The 20875-nt window shown below is 56.8% G+C and carries 16 protein-coding genes; 7 read left to right on the forward strand and 9 right to left on the reverse strand.

The window, feature by feature from the left end:
• Nucleotides 1-21: 21 nt before the first annotated feature.
• From F8R23_RS23735 to priA, 6 genes are all read right to left on the reverse strand, one after another.
• Complete coding sequence (locus F8R23_RS23735; protein WP_099063875.1) at nt 22-939, reverse strand: 1,4-dihydroxy-2-naphthoate polyprenyltransferase; 918 nt, start codon at nt 937-939, stop codon at nt 22-24.
• 93 nt (nt 940-1032) lie between these two features.
• Entirely contained in the window at nt 1033-2367 is a 1335-nt protein-coding gene (gene hslU, locus F8R23_RS23740) for an ATP-dependent protease ATPase subunit HslU (RefSeq protein WP_085120017.1), read from the reverse strand.
• 12 nt (nt 2368-2379) lie between these two features.
• Nucleotides 2380-2910, reverse strand: coding sequence for an ATP-dependent protease subunit HslV (hslV, locus tag F8R23_RS23745; RefSeq protein ID WP_012147466.1), 531 nt, complete (start codon nt 2908-2910; stop codon nt 2380-2382).
• 102 nt (nt 2911-3012) lie between these two features.
• The gene (gene ftsN, locus F8R23_RS23750; protein ID WP_129938888.1) at nt 3013-3957 is read right to left on the reverse strand and encodes a cell division protein FtsN; all 945 of its coding nucleotides are present in this window, start codon (nt 3955-3957) and stop codon (nt 3013-3015) included.
• Nucleotides 3958-4022: 65 nt separating this feature from the next.
• The gene (gene cytR, locus F8R23_RS23755) at nt 4023-5051 is read right to left on the reverse strand and encodes a DNA-binding transcriptional regulator CytR (protein ID WP_099063873.1); all 1029 of its coding nucleotides are present in this window, start codon (nt 5049-5051) and stop codon (nt 4023-4025) included.
• Nucleotides 5052-5340: 289 nt separating this feature from the next.
• Nucleotides 5341-7536 carry a primosomal protein N' gene (gene priA, locus F8R23_RS23760; RefSeq protein ID WP_129936365.1) on the reverse strand — a complete coding sequence of 732 codons (2196 nt, stop codon included), beginning with the start codon at nt 7534-7536 and terminating at the stop codon, nt 5341-5343.
• Between the two features lie 197 nt (nt 7537-7733).
• On the opposite strand from priA, the gene rpmE reads away from it, so the two are divergent.
• The gene (rpmE, locus tag F8R23_RS23765; protein ID WP_012147462.1) at nt 7734-7949 is read left to right on the forward strand and encodes a 50S ribosomal protein L31; all 216 of its coding nucleotides are present in this window, start codon (nt 7734-7736) and stop codon (nt 7947-7949) included.
• Nucleotides 7950-8026: 77 nt separating this feature from the next.
• On the opposite strand, the gene metJ is transcribed toward rpmE, so the two are convergent.
• A complete protein-coding gene (metJ, locus tag F8R23_RS23770) occupies nt 8027-8344 on the reverse strand; it encodes a met regulon transcriptional regulator MetJ (RefSeq protein WP_012147461.1) in 318 nt (105 codons plus the stop codon).
• Nucleotides 8345-8661: 317 nt separating this feature from the next.
• Between metJ and metB the strand changes: the two genes are divergently transcribed.
• The 3 genes from metB to metF all read left to right on the forward strand — a co-directional run bounded on the left by metB (nt 8662) and on the right by metF (nt 13384).
• The gene (gene metB / locus F8R23_RS23775; RefSeq protein WP_112349221.1) at nt 8662-9822 is read left to right on the forward strand and encodes a cystathionine gamma-synthase; all 1161 of its coding nucleotides are present in this window, start codon (nt 8662-8664) and stop codon (nt 9820-9822) included.
• Nucleotides 9823-9824: 2 nt separating this feature from the next.
• The gene (locus F8R23_RS23780) at nt 9825-12260 is read left to right on the forward strand and encodes a bifunctional aspartate kinase/homoserine dehydrogenase II (protein ID WP_151416103.1); all 2436 of its coding nucleotides are present in this window, start codon (nt 9825-9827) and stop codon (nt 12258-12260) included.
• 227 nt (nt 12261-12487) lie between these two features.
• Nucleotides 12488-13384, forward strand: a complete 897-nt coding sequence (gene metF, locus F8R23_RS23785) for a methylenetetrahydrofolate reductase (protein ID WP_099063870.1) — start codon at nt 12488-12490, stop codon at nt 13382-13384.
• A 104-nt stretch (nt 13385-13488) separates the two neighbouring features.
• Here metF and ppc read toward each other — a convergent pair whose 3' ends face one another.
• Both ppc and argE read right to left on the reverse strand, forming a co-directional pair.
• Nucleotides 13489-16125 (reverse strand): phosphoenolpyruvate carboxylase, encoded by a 2637-nt coding sequence (ppc, locus tag F8R23_RS23790; protein WP_099063869.1) that lies wholly within the window; start codon nt 16123-16125, stop codon nt 13489-13491.
• Nucleotides 16126-16383: 258 nt separating this feature from the next.
• On the reverse strand, nt 16384-17529 hold the full coding sequence (gene argE / locus F8R23_RS23795; protein ID WP_165366392.1) for an acetylornithine deacetylase: 1146 nt from the start codon (nt 17527-17529) through the stop codon (nt 16384-16386).
• 216 nt (nt 17530-17745) lie between these two features.
• Here argE and argC point away from each other — a divergent pair, with 216 nt between their 5' ends.
• Genes argC through F8R23_RS23810 form a run of 3 tightly spaced genes read left to right on the forward strand, consistent with a single transcriptional unit; the run spans nt 17746 to nt 20799 of the window.
• Nucleotides 17746-18750 (forward strand): N-acetyl-gamma-glutamyl-phosphate reductase, encoded by a 1005-nt coding sequence (gene argC, locus F8R23_RS23800; RefSeq protein WP_129936368.1) that lies wholly within the window; start codon nt 17746-17748, stop codon nt 18748-18750.
• Between the two features lie 29 nt (nt 18751-18779).
• Nucleotides 18780-19553, forward strand: coding sequence for an acetylglutamate kinase (argB, locus tag F8R23_RS23805; RefSeq protein ID WP_099063866.1), 774 nt, complete (start codon nt 18780-18782; stop codon nt 19551-19553).
• A gap of 25 nt (nt 19554-19578) precedes the next feature.
• Entirely contained in the window at nt 19579-20799 is a 1221-nt protein-coding gene (locus F8R23_RS23810; RefSeq protein ID WP_085120003.1) for an argininosuccinate synthase, read from the forward strand.
• Nucleotides 20800-20875: the final 76 nt, after the last annotated feature.

Consider the following 20875-nt stretch of genomic DNA (forward strand, 5'->3'; position numbering starts at 1 on the left):
GCAAAATCATCAGTTCGATGGCTAACTGAGCACCACGCCAATAGCGAACAACACATTGGCCAGCAACGCGGCCTTAACCATATGTTCCAGCATAGGTCGCATGCCGGCAGGGGTCGGATCGCGCAACACGCGCAAGCCATGGCGGACCAGCAACGGGATGGCCAAGACAAACAGCCAGCCCCACAGGCTATGCAGGTTAAGCAGCGTGAACAGCGTAAAGCACGCCACCGCACCTATCAGCAGCAACACGTGGTAATAACGTGCCTTCTGCGGCCCAAGTCGGACTGCCAGGGTATTCTTGCCGTTGGCACGGTCGCTTTCGATATCGCGCAGATTATTGATATTGAGCACGGCAGCGGCCAGCAGGCCGCAGGCGGTGGCCGGCAGCATCACGATGCTGTCAAAGGTGTGGGTTTGCAGGTAGAAGGTGCCTGCCACGCTTAGCCAGCCGAAAAATACCAGTACCGAAATATCGCCCAGACCTAAATAACCATAGGGTTTGTTGCCCACGGTATAGGTAATGGCGGCGACGATAGAAAGCCCGCCGAGCACCAGGAAACCCACCACGTCGCTGGGTTGTTCACAGGCCACGGCGATCAGTGAACAGCCTGCCAGAGTGATCAACACCACCGTCACTATCAGCGCGCGTTTCATCTGCGCCTGGGTGATCATGCCTTTTTGCATGCCACGTAGCGGCCCGATACGGTCTTCTTTGTCGCTGCCTTTTACCGCATCGCCATAGTCGTTCGCCAGGTTGGAGAGAATTTGCAGCAGGCCGGCCGTCAGCAGTGCCAGCAGTGCCACGCCAGGCTTCAGGCTACCTTGCCAGGCGGCAATGGCAGAACCGACGACGATCGAGGCAAAGGCCAGCGGCAGGGTGCGCGGTCGTAAACTTTCAAGCCAGGCTCTGGCCGGGGAGGTGGTAGTTGATGAGCTCATTTTTCGCTTCAGAGTTAGTGGCTGCGTCCGTTAGAAATAATTGTGGGAGGCATAATGCCTCCCACAGATGACTGACTGGACATGATTGAGCGATTATAGGATAAAACGACTCAAATCTTCATCCGCTACCAGTTCATCCAGATGATTACGTACGTAATCCGCATCAATTGTAATGGATTGACCGTTAATTTCACTCGCATCGTAGGAAATATCTTCCATCAGACGCTCAAGCACGGTGTGCAAACGACGTGCGCCGATGTTTTCGGTGCTTTCGTTAACCTGCCATGCGGCTTCAGCGATACGGCGGATACCTTCGGCGGTGAACTCAATATTGACGCCTTCGGTGCCCATTAGCGCTTTATACTGCTCGGTCAGCGAAGCGCTTGGTTCGGTCAGAATACGCTCGAAATCTTCGGTGGTCAGCGCCTGCAACTCAACGCGGATCGGCAAGCGGCCCTGCAGCTCAGGGATCAAGTCTGACGGGCTGGCGGTCTGGAATGCGCCGGAAGCGATAAACAGAATGTGATCGGTTTTCACCATGCCGTGCTTGGTGGAAACGGTACAGCCTTCCACCAGCGGCAGCAGGTCGCGCTGCACGCCTTCGCGAGACACGTCCGGGCCGGAGCTTTGGCCGCCACGCTTACAGATTTTGTCGATCTCGTCGATAAACACGATGCCGTGCTGCTCAACCGCTTCGATCGCCTGTTCTTTCAGCTCTTCCGGGTTCACCAGCTTGGCCGCTTCTTCTTCCACCAGCAGTTTGAAGGCTTCTTTGATCTTCAGCTTGCGTGGTTTCTGCTTCTGGCCGCCGAGGTTCTGGAACATCGACTGCAGCTGGTTGGTCATCTCTTCCATGCCAGGAGGTGCCATGATTTCTACGCCCATCGGCGCAGCAGCCAGATCGATCTCGATTTCTTTGTCGTCCAACTGGCCTTCACGCAGTTTCTTGCGGAATGCCTGGCGTGCCGCGGACGGCTCCTGATGCTCTTCCGCTTGGCCCCAGTTGTTCTTGGCCGGAGGCAGCAGTGCGTCAAGGATGCGCTCTTCTGCCAGCTCTTCGGCGCGGGTACGGTTCTTGTCGATGGACTGCAGACGCACCATTTTGATCGCGGCATCGGTCAGATCGCGGATGATAGAATCCACTTCTTTCCCTACGTAGCCTACTTCGGTGAATTTGGTGGCTTCAACCTTGATGAACGGCGCATTGGCCAGTTTTGCCAGGCGACGGGCGATTTCGGTTTTACCGACACCGGTCGGGCCGATCATCAGAATGTTCTTTGGCGTGACTTCATGACGCAGCATCTCGTTGAGCTGCATCCGGCGCCAGCGGTTACGCAGGGCAATGGCAACGGCACGTTTGGCTTTGTTCTGGCCAATGATGTAGCTGTCCAGTTCGCTGACGATCTCGCGCGGGGTCATTTCAGACATAGTATTCGATCCTTACGCTTTGGAAGGCAATTCTTCAATGGTGTGGAAATGGTTGGTGTAAATACAGATGTCACCGGCGATGTTGAGGGACTTATCAACAATTTCGCGGGCGCTCAGCTCTGTATTTTCCAACATCGCGCGGGCGGCTGCCTGGGCGTACGGACCGCCGGAGCCAATCGCAATCAAATCATTTTCAGGCTGGATCACGTCACCATTACCGGTGATGATCAGCGAGGAGTTTTCATCCGCTACCGCCAGCAGCGCTTCAAGCTTGCGCAGCATACGGTCGGTACGCCAGTCTTTCGCTAATTCAACGGCCGCTTTCACCAGGTGACCCTGATGCATTTCCAGCTTGCGCTCGAACAGCTCAAACAGCGTGAAGGCATCCGCGGTACCACCGGCAAAACCGGCAATCACTTTGTCGTTATACAGGCGACGCACTTTCTTCACGTTGCCCTTCATTACCGTATTGCCCAAGGTGGCCTGGCCATCGCCACCGATCACTACCTGGCCGTTGCGGCGTACGCTTACAATTGTTGTCACGAGCAGACCCTCGTTGAAGACGGAAAGAAGCCCTCGCAGTATCTGCTTGCACAGACACTACGAGGCATATTGAGAGTATAGATGGGGGGGGATTGACGCTTTTCAACCCCCAACGGAGAGGGGAATGCAACTTGACATGCCTACGCCCTTCAGGCGCGACAGGGTTTTGTCCGCAGCCGCCCGGCTGCTGTAAGGGCCAAGTACCACACGGTTCCAGCCACCGCCGGCGGTGATACGGCTTTCAATACCCTCAAATGCCAGACGCGCACGCACGGACTCCGCCTGATCGGTTGCGCGGAATGAGCCACACTGCACCATCCACTTCTGCTTCGACTCAGGTTTGGTTTCCTGCTTGGCCGTTTCCTGTTTCACTTCCGGCTTGGTTTCAGGTTTGACCTCAGGTTTCGGCTGCTTAACCTGCACCGGCGGCGGTGTCACCGTCTGCGGTTTGGGTTGTGGCTTGGGCTGAGCCGGCTGCTGCACCGGTGCTGTCGTCGCACCGCTGTTAAACGGATTGCGCGGTTGAGCTACCTGCGGTTGCTGTACCTGTTGCTGCTGGATCTGCTGCTGTTGCACCTGCTGCTGTTGCTGCAGACGGCTACGGGCGGCGGCCTGTGAAGGGTCGTTATACGGCACTTCATTCAGCTGCGTTGGGCGTTGTTGCATATCTGCCTGCATCTGATCCAGCAGTTGGCGTTGTTCTGCGGTCAACTGAGTCTTGGTGTTGGTGGCGCCGCCGGCCGTAGGTTCGGTCGGGGTTTGCACGCCAATCTGACGATTCTCCAGTTCTTTGATGTAGCGCCAACGCTCTTCCGGCTTCGGCGGCAAGCCGTTGCCCGGACGACTGCTGTGCACAGGCAGTAGCGGTGCGTCATCCGGCTTGTTGTGCGTTATGAAATAGAGGCCACCGATAAAGATCACCAGAAGTGCGACGGCCAGCGCCAACACGGTTTTGGAGACCTTCGGAGAACTGCGTTTTTTACGGCTGGGGGTTTTACGCTTAGCTCCTGCTGCGCGCCCTCGGCTTACATAGTCTTTTTGTGCCACTATTATTCCGCTGTGTCCTGATGAGGGGATAAGTCCGTCATGTTACTGAACCCTAAAATATTTGACTAGCGTTTAGGGGCAGCGGTGCTGCCTCTGATAATCAATTCACTGTCCAATAGCCGGGAGCCACTTGCCACTGTTTGTCCGTGTAGCTGCTCCAACAGCAACAACATTGCCTGCTGGCCAATCTGGTAACGTGGTTGAGCCACCGTGGTTAACGGCGGGTCGCAATACTGCGCCAGTTTGATGTCGTCAAAGCCGACGATAGACAGGTCCTGCGGGACTCGCAACCCCATCTTTTTCGCCTGCGACAGCACGCCGATCGCCATTACGTCACTGTGGCAGAAGACGGCCGTCGGCGGTTTTGGCTGTGCCATCAACGCCGCGAGCGCCTGAGCACCCGCTTCGTAGGTGAAATCACCCCGGGTAATATAGCTGCTTTCGACGCTAATGCCATTACGACGTAGCGCCTGAATGTAACCTTGCAGTCGATAATGGCTGAGCGGCATCTGCTCCGGCCCGGCGACACAGGCGATTTGCTTGTGACCGAGCTGATGCAAATAATGTACGGCTTCGAAGGCGGCGGTCAGGTTATCGATGTGAACCGTCGGCAGTTCCAGCTCCGGGGCAAACTCGTTGGCCATCACCATCGGCGGCAGATTACGCTGCTCTTCCTTGCTGGCATCGAACGGCAAATTGGAACCGAGCAGCAGCATGCCATCGATTTGTTTGGTGATGATCAGATTGACGAAGGTGCGTTCCTGCTGGTTTTGCTGAGCACAATCGCCAATTAGCACCAGGTAGCCCTGTTGTGCGGCAGTTTGCTCGATCCCTTGGATCACATCGGCGAAAAACGGATCGCAAATGTCGGGGACGATCACCAGGATGGTTCGGGATTCGTTACGTTTGATATTGCGGGAGAGGGCATGAGGAGAATAGCCCACGGCCAGCACGGCCTGTTCCACTTTCTGACGCGTCGGCGTTGACACCTTTTCCGGGTTCATCAGCGCACGCGACACGGTTGCCGTTGAAACGCCCGCCATTTCGGCAACGTCTTTCATGGTTGCCATGGGTAACTCTTTCTTGTGTTCCAACGCCTTTCTCCTTGCGTTAGCCCCATGCCAACGCGACTACTTCAGTTGCTCACAAATTCTTACCGTGCGGTGGTGTTGTTATCATTTAGCGCCATCCGCGTTTAAACATTCCGTCACGCTGCTGCAAGAGGTGACAAAATTGCCTTCACAGACATTCTAAACAGAATATGTCCTGCCTTTGTTACCTAATTTGCATAAAAAGTGTGACCTGGGAAGGTTTTTTAGCGTTCGCTCGCAATTTCAAGGGTAAACGTTTGCCTGGTAGGAACTGAATCGGACTTTTCTGGGTTCAACTGTCTATAGGATCAATGTCTAGCGTCCACTTCACCTTACGCGCCTGCGGCAGGGTGCTGACCAGGGGCAGGGAGCTTTTCATTATCTGTTGCAGCACCCGCCGAGAAGGGTGTTGCAATAGCAATTGCCAGCGGAAGCGGCCACCGCGTTTCGACTGCAGTGCCGGGACCGGCCCCATCACCCACAGCGAATCGTCTTTCAGCGGGCTGGCCTCCAACAGGTTGCGCAGCTGCTGCAAGAATTGGGGGGCCTGCTGGTTATCGTGATCTTCCGAACGCACGATAATATGGCTGGTGTAAGGCGGCAGGAACACGCTATTGCGCTCTGCCAGCGTCTGTTTGGCAAAGGCGTCGTAGCCCTGTTGCAGCAGAATTTGCAGCAGCGGGTGTTCCGGGTGGTGGGTCTGTAACAGCACCTCTCCGGGCTTACCGGCGCGGCCTGCCCGACCGGAGACCTGGGTATACAGCTGGGCAAAGCGTTCTGCGGAACGGAAGTCGGCTGAGAACAGCGCGCCATCGACGTCCAGCAGGGCTACCAGCGTGACATCCGGGAAGTGGTGACCCTTGGCCAGCATCTGGGTGCCGATCAAAATGCGCGAACCGCCGCGGTGAATATCCGCCAGATGCTGCTCCAGCGAACCCTTGCGGCTGGTGGTGTCGCGATCGATACGGGTGATCGGGGTTTCCGGGAACAGCGGCGCCAGTTCGTTTTCCAACTGTTCGGTACCGACGCCGACAGACACCAGATGGGTAGAACCGCATTGAGGGCACTGGTGGGGGACCGGACGCTGGCTGTCACAGTGGTGGCAGCGCAGTTGACGATGATTCTGGTGGAAGGTGTAGTAATGATCGCAACGCTGGCACTCGGCGATCCAGCCGCACTCGTGGCATAGCAGCGCCGGGGCATAACCGCGACGGTTCAGGAACAGCATCACCTGATTACCGGCCTTCAAATGGTGTTGCATGCTTTTCAGCAACGGCTGCGAAAGACCCACCTTCAGCGGCAGGCCTTTTAGATCGATCAGGTGCTGCGCCGCCGGTTTGGCGTTACCTGCACGTTGGGTGAGTTTGAGCTGGCGATATTTACCCAATTGCACATTGTGCAGGGTTTCCAGCGCCGGTGTGGCGGTGCCCATCACCATTGGGATGTTTTCCTCGCGGGCGCGGAATACCGCCAAATCGCGGGCGTGATAGCGCCAGCCTTCCTGCTGTTTATAAGAGCTGTCGTGCTCTTCGTCGATGATGATCACGCCCAGTCGAGAGAACGGGGTAAACAGCGCAGAACGGGTACCGATGACAATCGCCGCCTCGCCGCTGCGGGCGCGCAGCCAGACTGACAGACGTTCGCTGTCATTGAGGCCGGAGTGCAGCACCTCCACCGGCGCATTGAAGCGCTCGCGAAAGCGGGCAATGGTCTGCGGTGTCAGGCCGATTTCCGGTACCAGCACCAGCGCCTGCTTACCTGCTGCCAGAATGTTTTCCAGCACGCTGAGATAGACTTCGGTCTTGCCGGAGCCGGTGACCCCGGCCAGCAGCCAGGTGGCAAACTGGTCGTCTTCACTGCGGATGGCACCTACTGCGGTGGCCTGTTCGGTATTCAGCCGCAGTCGCTCACCCAACACTTCAAAGCCGGGCCGCCAGTCCTGCGTTGCGACCGTCTGTGCCCGTAGATCAATCAGCCCCTTGGCGCGCAATGCCTGCAAGGCGCTCTCGGTTAACGCCAGTTCACTGACCTGGTGGCGATAGACCGGGCGCTGCAGCAGCGCGGCCAGCGCCTGCTGCTGTTTGGGCGCTCGCTTCAGGCTCTCTGGCAGCGTGGCGCGGCCTTGCTCGGTAGCGAACCATTGCCACAGCGGTGCCGTTTCAGCCGGTTTCCCCTGGCGCAGCAGGATGGGCAGCGCGTGGAACAGCACTTCACCGATGGGATAATGATAATAGTCGCTGGCCCAGCGCAGAATGCGCCACAGGCTGGGGGAGAACAGGGAGGCGTTGTCGATTACGCTGTCGATGGGTTTGAGCTTATCGAGCGGTAATTCGCTGGTCTCGCTACAGCCGGTGACGATTCCGATCGCCCGTTGCTTGCCCCAGGGCACGGCTACGCGAGCGCCGACAGCCGGCTGCAGGCCTTGCGGCAGCAGATAGTCGAAGGTGCGGGCGAGGGGTACCGGCAAAGCAACGTGAACAACAGGCATGGGGTCATCCAGAGTAAAAAAACAGTCCATCAGTTTACACGGCACACCGGCAAATGTACGGTTCCGATTGCGCGGTACTTTTAATTCTGTATAATTTGCCGCCTTTGGTATAATTCGATACCAAATTTTTTATCAACCACGTGTGGTGTCTGGCGAAACAGGGCTGGATAGCGACACGGCCTTAACTGAGGTTTCCCATGAAACAAGGTATCCACCCAAAATACGAAGAAGTTACTGCTAACTGCTCTTGCGGTAACGTGATCAAAATCCGCTCTACAGTGGGTCACGATCTGAACCTGGACGTTTGTGGCGAATGTCACCCGTTCTACACTGGCAAGCAGCGTGACGTTGCTACCGGTGGCCGCGTTGACCGCTTCAACAAGCGTTTCAGCGTGCCAGGCGCTAAGAAATAAGATTTCTTATCGTCAGATGAAAAAGGCGCCTTCGGCGCCTTTTTTCGTTTCTACCGTCTGCAGTTGCAGACCGGCGCTTAGTATTCCCAGGTATCGGGATCCACACCCAATTCACGCATCAGCAGTTTCGCGGCTTCCGGGATTTCATCGCTGCGTTCTTTGCGCAGGTCTTCGTCGTTCGGCAGCGGCTGGCCGGTAAAGGCGTGCAGAAATGCTTCGCACAGCAATTCGCTGTTGGTGGCATGGCGCAGGTTATTCACCTGGCGACGCGTCCGTTCATCGGTGAGGATTTTCAGGACCTTCAGCGGAATAGATACCGTGATTTTTTTTACTTGCTCGCTCTTTTTACCGTGTTCAGCGTAAGGGCTGACATACTCGCCGTTCCACTCAGCCATGGGACACCTTAAATTTGTCAGAAAAATTACAAAATTCTAAAAACCGGCCAATTATGCCCGATCTTCACTGTTCTCACTAAATAAATGTCAATTTTACGCGACCAGGGTCACTGAATGCGGACGATCAATAGGCGTCGCCTATGCATTCCGGGTTAACATCGTATCGTCACCTCAAACTGGCATAATTTTAGCGGGTATTAAGGCTTTGCTCAATCTACACGCAAAGAAGTTTAGATGTCCAGATGTATTGACGTCTATCCTCACTGCGATTAATCTTTAGGCCTCATTCATCCGAATCCCGAGAGCCGAGAGACCCTATGACGCGTAAACCTGCCACGATTGCCGTACGTAGCGGCCTGAACGATGACGAACAGTACGGCTGCGTTGTCCCGCCGATCCACCTTTCCAGTACCTATAATTTCACCGACTTCAATCAACCTCGTGCTCATGACTACTCACGTCGCGGCAACCCGACGCGTGATGTGGTCCAGCGGGCGCTGGCAGAACTGGAAGGCGGCGCCGGTGCGGTGATGACCAGCAGCGGGATGTCGGCGATCCACCTGGTGACCACGGTGTTCCTGCAACCCGGCGATTTGCTGGTGGCACCACATGATTGCTACGGTGGCAGCTATCGTCTGTTCGACAGCCTGAGCAAGCGTGGTGCTTACCGCGTACTCTTTGTCGATCAGGGGAATGAGGAGGCGTTGCAGCAGGCGCTGGCGCAAAAACCCAAGCTGGTGCTGATTGAAAGCCCAAGCAACCCACTGCTGCGCGTGGTAGATATCGCGGCGATTTGCGATGCGGCCCATGCCGTGGGGGCGTTAACGGTGGTGGACAACACCTTCCTCAGCCCGGCGTTACAGCAGCCGATTGGGTTGGGTGCCGATCTGGTGGTGCATTCCTGTACCAAATACCTCAATGGCCATTCCGACGTGGTGGCCGGCGCGGTGATTGCCAAAGATAAAGATCTGGCGGTGGAATTGGCGTGGTGGGCCAATAATATCGGCGTAACCGGCGGCGCGTTCGACAGTTATTTGCTGCTGCGCGGCATGCGTACTCTGTCGCCACGTATCAAGGCGGCGCAACAAAACGCCGATGCGATTGTCAGTTATTTACAGCAGCAACCCTTGGTGAAAAAGCTGTATCATCCTTCTCTGCCACAGAACCCTGGGCACGAGATTGCACGTCGTCAGCAACGCGGCTTTGGCGCGATGCTCAGCTTTGAACTGGACGGTGATGAAGCGCTGCTGCGTCGTTTCCTGTCTGCCCTTAAGCTCTTTACTCTGGCAGAATCCTTGGGCGGCGTAGAAAGCCTGATCTCGCATGCAGCGACCATGACCCACGCAGGTATGGCGGCAGAAGCCCGTGCGGCAGCCGGTATTTCCGAAAGCCTGCTGCGTATCTCCGTGGGTATTGAAGACAGTGAAGATTTGATTGCCGATCTGGAACGAGCCTTCCAGGCGGCGGCAACGAGGTAAGCATGAATGCAATTGCGGTAGCAGGGCCGGTGAGTGGGCGTCAACTGCACAAGTTTGGCGGCAGCAGCCTGGCGGACGTGAAGTGTTATCTGCGGGTGGCCGGGATCATGGCCGAATACAGCCAGCCGGGTGACATGATGGTGGTGTCGGCTGCCGGCAGCACCACCAACCAACTGATTAGCTGGCTGAAGCTGAGCCAGAGCGATCGTCTTTCTGCGCATCAGGTTCAGCAGACGCTGCGCCGCTATCACAGCGAATTGATCGGTGGTCTGTTACCGCCGGAAACCGCCGAGCCGCTGATCGCCGAATTTATTCAGGATCTGGAGCGTCTGGCGGTATTGCTGGACGAAAAGCTCGACGATGCCGTGTATGCCGAAGTGGTGGGGCACGGTGAGATTTGGTCGGCGCGGCTGATGGCGGCGGTGCTGAACAAACTGGATATGCAGGCGGCCTGGCTGGATGCGCGCGATTTTCTGCGTGCGGAACGCGCCGCTCAGCCACAGGTTGATGAAGGCCGCTCTTATCCGCTGCTGCAACAGCTGCTGGCTCAGCACCCGGGTAAACGCCTGGTGGTGACCGGCTTTATTTCACGCAACGACGCCGGTGAAACTGTGCTGTTGGGGCGTAACGGCAGTGACTATTCCGCTACCCAGGTCGGTGCGCTGGCCGGTGCGGAACGCGTGACCATTTGGAGCGACGTGGCCGGGGTTTACAGCGCCGATCCACGCAAGGTGAAAGATGCCTGCCTGTTGCCGCTGCTGCGGCTAGATGAGGCCAGTGAACTGGCCCGCCTGGCGGCACCGGTGCTGCACACACGCACCCTGCAGCCGGTGTCCGGCAGTGATATCGATCTGCAACTGCGTTGCAGTTATCAGCCGGAACAAGGCTCAACGCGCATCGAGCGCGTGCTGGCCTCCGGCACCGGCGCGAAGATTGTCACCAGTCATGACGACGTGTGTTTGATTGAGCTGAACGTTGCCAGTCAGCATGATTTCAAACTGGCTCAGAAAGAGCTGGATTTGGTGCTTAAGCGCGCTCAGATCAAACCGCTGGCGATCGGCATTCATCCGGACCGTAATCTGGTCCAGTTGTGTTACACCTCGGAAGTGGTGAACAGCGTGCTGCGTACTCTGCAGGACGCGGGGCTGCCAGGTGAGCTGCGACTGCGTGAAGGACTGGCGCTGGTGGCGCTGGTGGGCGCGGGCGTTTGCAAGAACCCGCTGCACAGTCACCGCTTCTATCAACAGTTGAAAGACCAGCCGGTCGAGTTTATCTGGCAGGCCGAAGACGGCATCAGCCTGGTGGCGGTACTGCGTCAGGGGCCGACCGCGTTGCTGATCCAGGGCCTGCACCAGACTCTGTTCCGCGCGGAAAAACGTATCGGCCTGGTGCTGTTCGGTAAAGGCAATATCGGCGCACGCTGGCTGGAGTTGTTTGCCCGCGAGCAGAAAAATATTTCTGCCCGCAGTGGCTTTGAGTTCAGCCTGGCGGGGGTGGTGGACAGCCGCCGTAGCCTGCTGAATTACGACGGGCTTGATGCCAGCCGCGCCCTGGCATTCTTTGAGGACGAAGCGCAGGAGCTGGACGAAGAGTCCCTCTTCCTGTGGATGCGTGCTCATCCGTTCGACGATTTGGTGGTGCTTGACGTAACCGCCAGTGAAGAACTGGCCGAGCAGTATCTGGATTTCGCCAGCTACGGCTTCCATGTGATCAGCGCCAACAAACTGGCGGGAGCATCGTGCAGCGATAATTATCGCCAAATCCGCGATGCCTTCGCCAAAACCGGTCGCCACTGGCTGTATAACGCTACCGTCGGCGCCGGCCTGCCGGTCAACCATACGGTGCGCGATCTGCGCGACAGCGGTGACAGTATTCTGGCGATCAGCGGCATCTTCTCCGGCACGCTTTCCTGGTTGTTCCTGCAGTTCGACGGCACGGTGCCGTTTACCGAACTGGTGGATCAAGCGTGGCAGCAGGGGCTGACCGAACCCGATCCGCGGGTCGATCTCTCCGGCCAGGACGTGATGCGCAAGCTGGTGATCCTGGCGCGCGAAGCGGGCTACGATATTGAACCGAATCAGGTGCGAGTCGAATCGCTGGTGCCTGCGGGTGCCGAGCAGGGTACTGTCGATCAGTTCTTCGAAAACGGCGATGCGCTGAACCAGCAGATGCTGCAGCGTTTCGAGGCCGCCAGTGAAATGGGTCTGGTGCTGCGGCACGTGGCGCGCTTCGATGCTAATGGCAAGGCGCGTGTTGGCGTGGAAGCGGTTCGGCCTGAACATCCGCTGGCGTCGTTGTTGCCGTGCGATAACGTGTTTGCCATCGAAAGCCGCTGGTACCGCGATAACCCATTGGTGATCCGCGGACCGGGTGCCGGTCGTGACGTCACCGCGGGGGCTATCCAGTCAGATCTTAACCGTTTGGCGCAGCTGCTTTAATTTTCTTATGGGCGCGGATCTGCCGCGCCCCTCGTTTTTCCTGCCATAATTCTCTTTATCCTGAACATGAAATTCTTTCTCTTAACGGGTGAGGATTAATCATCCTATTACCCTCAGTTTCCTGTTGACTCTTTAGCCAACATACGGCATTTTCTATCTAGACGTCTAAACGTATAGACGCTTATCAAAACAAAGCAAAACAGTGATCGATAAGAGGCGGACAGGGTATGAGTTTTTTTCACGCAAACCAGCGGGAAGCGCTGAATCAGAGTCTGGCAGAGTTAAACGGCCAGATTAACGTATCATTCGAGTTCTTCCCGCCGCGCACCAGCGAGATGGAAGACACCCTGTGGCAGTCCATTGATCGTTTGAGCAGCCTGAAACCAAAATTTGTCTCTGTGACCTATGGCGCCAACTCTGGCGAGCGCGATCGCACCCACAGCATCATCAAAGGGATTAAGGAGCGTACCGGCCTGGAAGCGGCACCGCACCTGACCTGTATCGATGCCAGCCCGGCTCAGCTGCGTGAGATTGCTACCGATTACTGGAACAGTGGTATCCGTCATATCGTGGCGCTGCGTGGCGACCTGCCGCCAGGCGGTGGCAAACCTGAGATGTATGCCACCGATCTGGTGACGCTGCTGAAAGACGTCGGTGATTTCGACATCTCGGTAGCGGCCTACCCTGAAGTGCACCCGGAAGCCAAAAGCCCGCAGGCGGATCTGATCAACCTGAAGCGTAAAATCGATGCCGGTGCCAACCGCGCGATTACCCAGTTCTTCTTTGATGTAGAAAGTTACCTGCGTTTTCGTGACCGCTGCGTGGCGACGGGTATCGACGTGGAGATCGTACCGGGCATTCTGCCGGTGTCCAACTTCAAGCAGTTGCAGCGTTTCGCCACCATGACCAACGTGCGCGTGCCGAGTTGGATGACCAGCATGTTTGAAGGGCTGGATGACGATGCCGAAACCCGCAAAATGGTCGGCGCCAATATCGCGATGGACATGGTGAAAATCCTTAGCCGCGAAGGGGTGAAGGATTTCCATTTCTATACGCTGAACCGCGCCGAAATGAGTTACGCGATTTGCCACACGCTGGGTGTGCGTCCGGCGGCCGTGGCCTGACTTGACTGATGAATTAAGACAAAGGCGCTGTGTAATGACAGCGCCTTTTTGTTGGATAAAAAAACGGCCCCTGCGAACAGGAGCCGTTTATTACAACGCTCAAACTAGCCGGTGTTACGCATCCCGGCGGCAACGCCGGCAATGGTCACCATCAGCGCCTGCTCAACGCGGGCATCCGGGTGTTCCTGCTGACGCGAACGGTGCAGCAGTTCGGCCTGCAGCACGTTCAGCGGATCGGTATACACGTTACGCAGCGCGATGGATTCGGCGATCCATGGCAGGTCTTCCATCAGGTGCGCGTCATTGGCAATGGTCAGTACCACCTTAATGTCGCTTGCCAACTGGTCGCGCAACTGCTGGCCCAGTGGCCACAGTGATTTGTCGACCAGGCGCTGATCGTAGTATTCCGCCAACCACAGGTCGGCTTTGGCGAACACCATTTCCAGCATCGCAATACGGGTGGAGAAGAATGGCCAGTCGCGGCACATGGCTTCCAGTTGATCCTGTTTGCCTGCTTTCACCGCTTCCTGCAAACCGGCACCAGCGCCCAGCCAGGCCGGCAACATCAGGCGGTTCTGTGTCCAGGCGAAGATCCACGGAATGGCACGCAGGCTTTCTACACCGCCGTTTGGCTTACGTTTGGCGGGGCGTGAACCCAGCGGCAACTTGCCCAGCTCCAGTTCCGGCGTTGCGGCGCGGAAATACGGCACGAAGTCCGGATTTTCACGCACGTAGCCACGGTACATTTTGCATGAGGTGTCTGACAGGTCATCCATCAGCGCGCGCCACTCTTTTTTCGGTTCTGGCGGCGGCAACAGGTTGGCTTCCAGGATCGCACCGGTGTACAGCGCCAGGCTGCTGATGGTGACTTCTGGCAGGCCAAATTTGAAGCGGATCATCTCGCCCTGTTCGGTGACACGCAGTCCCCCTTTCAGGCTGCCCGGCGGTTGCGACAGCAGTGCCGCATGTGCCGGAGCACCGCCACGGCCAATCGAGCCGCCGCGGCCATGGAACAATGTCAGCGCCACACCGGCTTTTTCACAGGTTTTGATCAGTGCGTCTTGCGCGCGGTACTGCGCCCAGGAGGCCGCCATCACCCCGGCGTCTTTTGCCGAGTCAGAATAGCCAATCATCACCATCTGTTTGCCCTGGATAAAGCCGCGATACCAGTCAATATTCAGCAACTGGGTCATCACGTCATCGGCGTTATTCAGGTCGTCGAGGGTTTCGAACAGCGGGGCCACCGGCAGCGCGAACGGGCAACCGGCTTCTTTTAGCAGCAGATGGACCGCCAGGACGTCAGAAGGTGTGCGCGCCATGGATATCACATAGGCGGCAATTGAGCCTTCCGGCGCTTCGGCGATCACCCGGCAGGTCTCCAGTACTTCCTGGGTATCGGCACTCGGTTCCCATTTCAGTGGCACCAGCGGGCGTTTCGAATTCAGTTCGCGGATCAGGAATGCCTGTTTGTCGGCTTCCGACCAGCTTTCGTAGTCACCCAGGCCCAGATAACGGGTCAGTTCGGCGATGGCTTCGGTGTGACGGGTGCTTTCCTGACGCACGTCGATACGCACCAGCGGCACGCCAAAGCAGCGCACGCGACGCAGGGTATCCAACAGCTGACCATTGGCTATGATGCTCATGCCACAGGCCTGCAGCGACTGATAACAGGCGAACAGCGGTTCCCACAGCTGATCGTTTTTCACCAGCAGGTCGTGTGGCTTCAGGACGCGCTCGCCTTTCAGGCGGCCTTCCAGATAAGCTTGAGAGCTCATCAACTGGCTGCGCAGTTGCTTCATGATCTCGCGGTATGGCTCTTGCACCTCGTCGCCACCGGCCCGTGCGCGCAGCTCCGGGGTACATTCGGTCATCGACAGCTCGGACACCAGCACCTGAATATCGCGGGTGAACAGATCGCAGGCCTTCCAGCGGCTCAGCAGCAGCACGTGGCGGGTGATTTCAGCCGTCACATTTGGGTTGCCGTCACGGTCACCGCCCATCCAGGAGGTGAAGCGTACCGGCACCGCTTCTGCGGGCAGGCTGTAATCGATGGAGTTTTCCAACTGTTCGTTGAATTCGCGCAGGAAGGCCGGGACCCCTTCCCACAGGCTGTTTTCCACCACCGCAAAGCCCCACTTGGCTTCGTCGATCGGTGACGGGCGGTTTTTGCGGATCTCGTCGGTGTGCCACGACTGAGCTACTAATTGACGCAGGCGGCGCATGATCTTGTTGCGCTCGTAGTCGGCCAGATCGTTATGGTCGAGTTGGCTGAGGCAGGTATTGACCTCAACCAGCTTGTGGATCAGAGTGCGGCGGGTGATTTCCGTCGGGTGCGCGGTCAGCACCAGCTCGATGGAAAGCTGTGACACGGCATTTTGCAGTTCTTTGGTGCTGAGCTTTTTGTCTTTTAGCCGGGTGAACAACTGCGCCAGCGCTTCCGGGTTGCTGGCGGCTTCACCATTAGGTGAAATGCTGTGGTACTGCTCAGCGGTATTGGTCAGATTGAGAAACTGGCTGAAGGCGCGAGCGACTGGCAACAACTCGTCGTTGGACAGGTTTTGCAAGGTGGAAAGCAGCTCCTGACGATGCGCTTCGTTACCTGCACGTGAAGATTTGGAAAGCTTACGGATAGTTTCAACGCGATCGAGAATATGCTCGCCCAGCGCTTCTTTGATGGTATCGCCGAGCAATTTGCCGAGCATACTGACATTACTTCGCATTGCCGAATATTGTTCGTTCATATAACCCCTGACCCAATTCTGTATGATTTTTATCTTGTAAGTAAATTTCACGTGTCAGGCGAACAGCGCCTGTTTCATCTCGCCACGTTCCTGTCCAATGGTCAATTGACACTATTTTTAGCAAAAAAACATCAAAATCGGCGCATTTTCTGAAATTTAATTACGCTGCGCCGGTTATCAGTCTGGCTTATTTCCTTGGTTTGCTACTTCTTAATGGGTAGGGAGATGATAAATCATTAACCCTACCCTGTGTCAGGTTTATTGGCGACAGAAGTGGCTGACCAATTGACTCAGCAGCTTGCGCGTCGGTTCGATAAAGCCGGTATCGATGTATTCATCCGGCTGATGTGCCTGGTCGATAGAGCCGGGGCCCAACACCAGCGTTGGGCAGACCTGCTGGACGAACGGGGCTTCGGTGCAGTAGTTGACCACCTGTGTGCGGGTGCCCAACAGTTTCTCAATCACTGCCACCATCTGGTGATCGGTCGGGCACTCATAACCCGGAACCGAGGCGTGCAATTCCTCAATGCTCAGGCGGCCCGGCCAGCGCTGGCTGACTGGCTCCAGCGTTTGGTGCATCAGTTCATTGATGTTGTCGAGCGTCATGCCCGGCAACGGACGGATATCCAGATGCAACTCGCAGCAGGCGCAGATGCGGTTGGCTGCGTCGCCACCGCTGATATGACCGAAGTTCATGGTCGGGTAGGGCACGGCAAAGGCCGGGTTGTTAAAGCGCTCTTGCAGCGTTTTGCGCAGCTCCATCAGGCGGCCGATGGTTTCATGCATCAGATCGATGGCGTTCACGCCGCGCGCCGGGTCGCTCGAGTGGCCTGATTGGCCGACGATGCGGATGGCGTTGGCCATGTGACCCTTGTGCGCGCGTACCGGCTGCAGCGAGGTTGGCTCACCGATAATGGCAAAGTCCGGACGGATACTGGTCGAGGCGGCGAAATAACGTGCACCGGCCATCGTCGTTTCTTCATCTGCGGTTGCCAGAATGTACAACGGCTTGGTCAGCTTGCTGGCGTCGATGTCGCGCACGGCATCCAGAATAAAAGCAAAGAAGCCTTTCATGTCGGCAGTGCCCAGACCGTACAGCTTATTGTCGTGTTCGGTCAGGGTGAAGGGATCGCGTGTCCAGCGCCCTTCATCATAAGGTACGGTATCGGTGTGACCTGCCAACAGCAAGCCACCGCTGCCTTCGCCAATACTGGCCAGCAGGTTAAATTTATTGCGGCTGTCCGGCACCGGTTGTACGTCGACACTAAAGCCCAAATCGGCAAACCAGCCGGCCAGTAAGTTGATTAACGCTTCATTACTCTGATCGAGGGCGCCATCGGTGGCGCTGATCGACGGAGTGGCGATCAACGCCCGGTACAGCTCAATAAATGGAGGTAATTTCATCTTCACTGTTGACAGCCTTTGGTTAGGTTGGTATCAATATTCATGCAGTTATTGTGAATAAAAATACAGTAAGCTGGAGCGTAAGGGAACCCGATTCCCGGATGATTATAAAAACATCAACGCTCGACCTCGTGGGTGAACGGCAAAACAACGCTGGTGAGCCTGGAAACCTGAGTCTAATACGACCCAACGCAAGTCAAGAAGGTGAAAGGCCCCATGTTGAATACGCTGATTGTCGGTGCCAGCGGTTATGCCGGAGCAGAGCTCACGGCGTACCTTAATCGTCACCCACACATGAACATAACCGCTTTAGCGGTTTCAGCGCAAAGTGCAGATGCAGGAAAATTGCTTTCCGATTTGCACCCCCAGTTAAAAGGTATCGTCGATCTGCCGTTACAACCGCTGGTTGACGTTGCCAAAGCCGCCGTGGACATCGACGTGGTGTTTCTGGCCACGGCGCATGAGGTCAGCCACGACATCGCGCCGGCGTTTCTGGCTGCAGGTTGCGTGGTGTTCGATCTCTCTGGAGCGTTCCGCGTGGAAGATACCGCCTTCTATAGCCAATACTACGGTTTTGAACATCAGCATGCTGACCTGCTGGAGCAGGCGGTGTATGGCCTGGCGGAGTGGCAGAGCGACAAAATCAAACAGGCACAGCTGATCGCCGTACCGGGCTGTTACCCGACGGCGGCGCAGTTGGCGCTAAAACCGCTGATCGACCAAGACTTGCTGAACCTGGATCAGTGGCCGGTGATCAACGCGACCAGCGGCGTGAGCGGTGCGGGCCGTAAGGCCAGCGTTAACACCAGTTTTTGCGAGGTGAGCCTGCAGCCGTACGGTATTTTCAACCACCGTCATCATCCGGAAATCGTCGCGCATCTGGGCGTGCCGGTCATATTTACGCCACATTTGGGTAACTTCCCGCGTGGTATTCTCGAAACCATTACCTGTCGCCTGAAAGCCGGTGTGACTGCACAGGATGTGGCCGCCGTTTACCACGCCGCCTATGACGACAAACCGCTGGTGCGGCTGTATGACCAGGGCGTACCGGCATTGAAGTCAGTCGTCGGGCTGCCGTTCTGCGATATCGGCTTTGCCGTACAGGGCGAACACCTGATCGCGGTGGCGGCGGAAGACAACCTGTTGAAAGGCGCAGCCGCTCAGGCGGTGCAATGCCTGAATATCCGTTTTGGGTTCCCGGAAACCCAGTCATTACTTTAATAAATCACCAGCGTGGGATGTAAACAGCGATGAACCCGTTAATTATCAAATTAGGTGGCGTGTTATTAGACAGTGAAGAGGCGCTGGAGCGTCTGTTTACCGCACTGGACAGCTACCGTCAGCAGCATCAGCGCCCGTTGGTGATCGTTCACGGTGGCGGTTGCGTGGTGGATGAGCTGATGAAAAAGCTTTCCCTGCCAGTGGTGAAGAAGAATGGCCTGCGTGTGACGCCGGCCGATCAGATCGACATTATCACCGGCGCGCTGGCCGGCACCGCCAACAAAACTTTGCTGGCGTGGGCCATCAAGCATCAGATTAATGCGGTCGGCCTGAGCCTGGCAGACGGTGGCAGCGTCACCGTCACCCCGCTGGATCCGGCGCTGGGCCACGTGGGCAATGCGCAACCGGGCTCGCCGCTGCTGCTCAATACCCTGCTGGCTGCCGGTTACCTGCCGGTGATCAGCTCCATCGGCATTACCGCCGATGGGCAGTTAATGAATGTGAACGCCGATCAGGCGGCGACGGCCCTGGCCGCCACGCTGGGTGCGGATTTGATCCTGCTGTCGGATGTCAGTGGCATCCTCGATGGAAAAGGGCAACGCATCGCAGAAATGACGGCGCAAAAAGCGGAACAACTGATTGCCCAGGGCATCATCACTGATGGTATGGTGGTGAAGGTGAATGCGGCGCTCGATGCAGCCCGTACCCTCGGTCGCCCGGTAGATATCGCCAGTTGGCGCCATGCCGATCAGCTTCCTGCTCTGTTTAACGGCGTGTCGATTGGCACCCGGATCCTCGCTTAAATTTAGAATTAAAAAGGAAAAGACCATGCAAAATCAAGGCATCAAAAAAATCGTTCTGGCGTACTCTGGCGGTCTGGATACTTCGGCCATCATTCCCTGGCTGAAAGAAAACTACGGCGGCTGCGAAGTGGTGGCGTTCGTGGCGGATATCGGCCAGGAGCGCAGCGATCTGGAAGGTGTGGAGCAAAAAGCCCTGCAATCCGGTGCCTCTGAGTGTCACGTGGTTGATCTGCGTGAAGAATTCATCCGTGACTATGTTTACCCAGTGCTGCAGACCGGTGCCTTGTATGAAGGCAGCTACCTGCTGGGCACCTCAATGGCGCGCCCGATTATCGCCAAAGCGCAGGTTGAACTGGCGCTGAAAGTCGGTGCTGATGCAGTGTGCCACGGCGCAACCGGTAAAGGTAACGACCAGGTACGTTTCGAAACCACCTATACCGCGCTGGCCCCACACCTGAAAGTGGTTGCTCCTTGGCGTGAGTGGGACCTGCGTTCCCGTGAAGCGCTGCTGGACTACCTGAAAGAGCGCAACATCCCGACCACCGCGTCGCTGGAAAAAATCTACAGCCGTGACGAGAATGCCTGGCATATCTCTACCGAAGGTGGCGTGCTGGAAAGCCCGTGGAATGCACCGAACAAAGACTGCTGGGTTTGGACTGTTGACCCACAGGAAGCGCCGGATCAGCCTGAGCAAGTAACCATCACCGTAGCAAAAGGCTGCGTAGTGGCGGTTAACGGTGAAGCACTGAGCCCGTACAAATGTCTGGAAACCCTGAACGTGCTGGGTGCCAAGCATGGTGTGGGCCGTATCGACATCGTAGAAAACCGTCTGGTTGGCATCAAATCCCGTGGCTGCTACGAAACCCCGGGCGGGACCATCATGGTGGCGGCACTGCGTGGCGTTGAGCAACTGGTACTGGATCGCGACAGCTTCAAATGGCGTGAGCAGTTGGGCCTGGAAATGTCTTACGTGGTGTACGATGGCCGCTGGTTTGCTCCACTGCGTCGTTCACTGCAGGCCTCTGCCGAAGCGCTGGCCGAAGAAGTTAACGGTGAAGTGGTACTGCAGCTGTACAAAGGCCAGGTGACGGCGATTCAGAAAAAATCCGCCAACAGTCTGTATTCCGAAGAGTTCGCGACCTTCGGCGAAGACGAAGTTTACGATCACAGCCACGCGGGCGGTTTTATCCGTCTGTTCTCACTCTCTTCACGCATTCGCGCGCTGAACGAGATAAAGAACAAGTAACTTATTAACCATTCGGCGTGACGTGATAGGGGCGCAGCGTGCTGCGCCCCTATTCGCATAAAATTTCAGGAGTAAA

Source organism: Serratia proteamaculans (genome assembly GCF_008830365.1).
GTDB lineage: Bacteria > Pseudomonadota > Gammaproteobacteria > Enterobacterales > Enterobacteriaceae > Serratia > Serratia proteamaculans.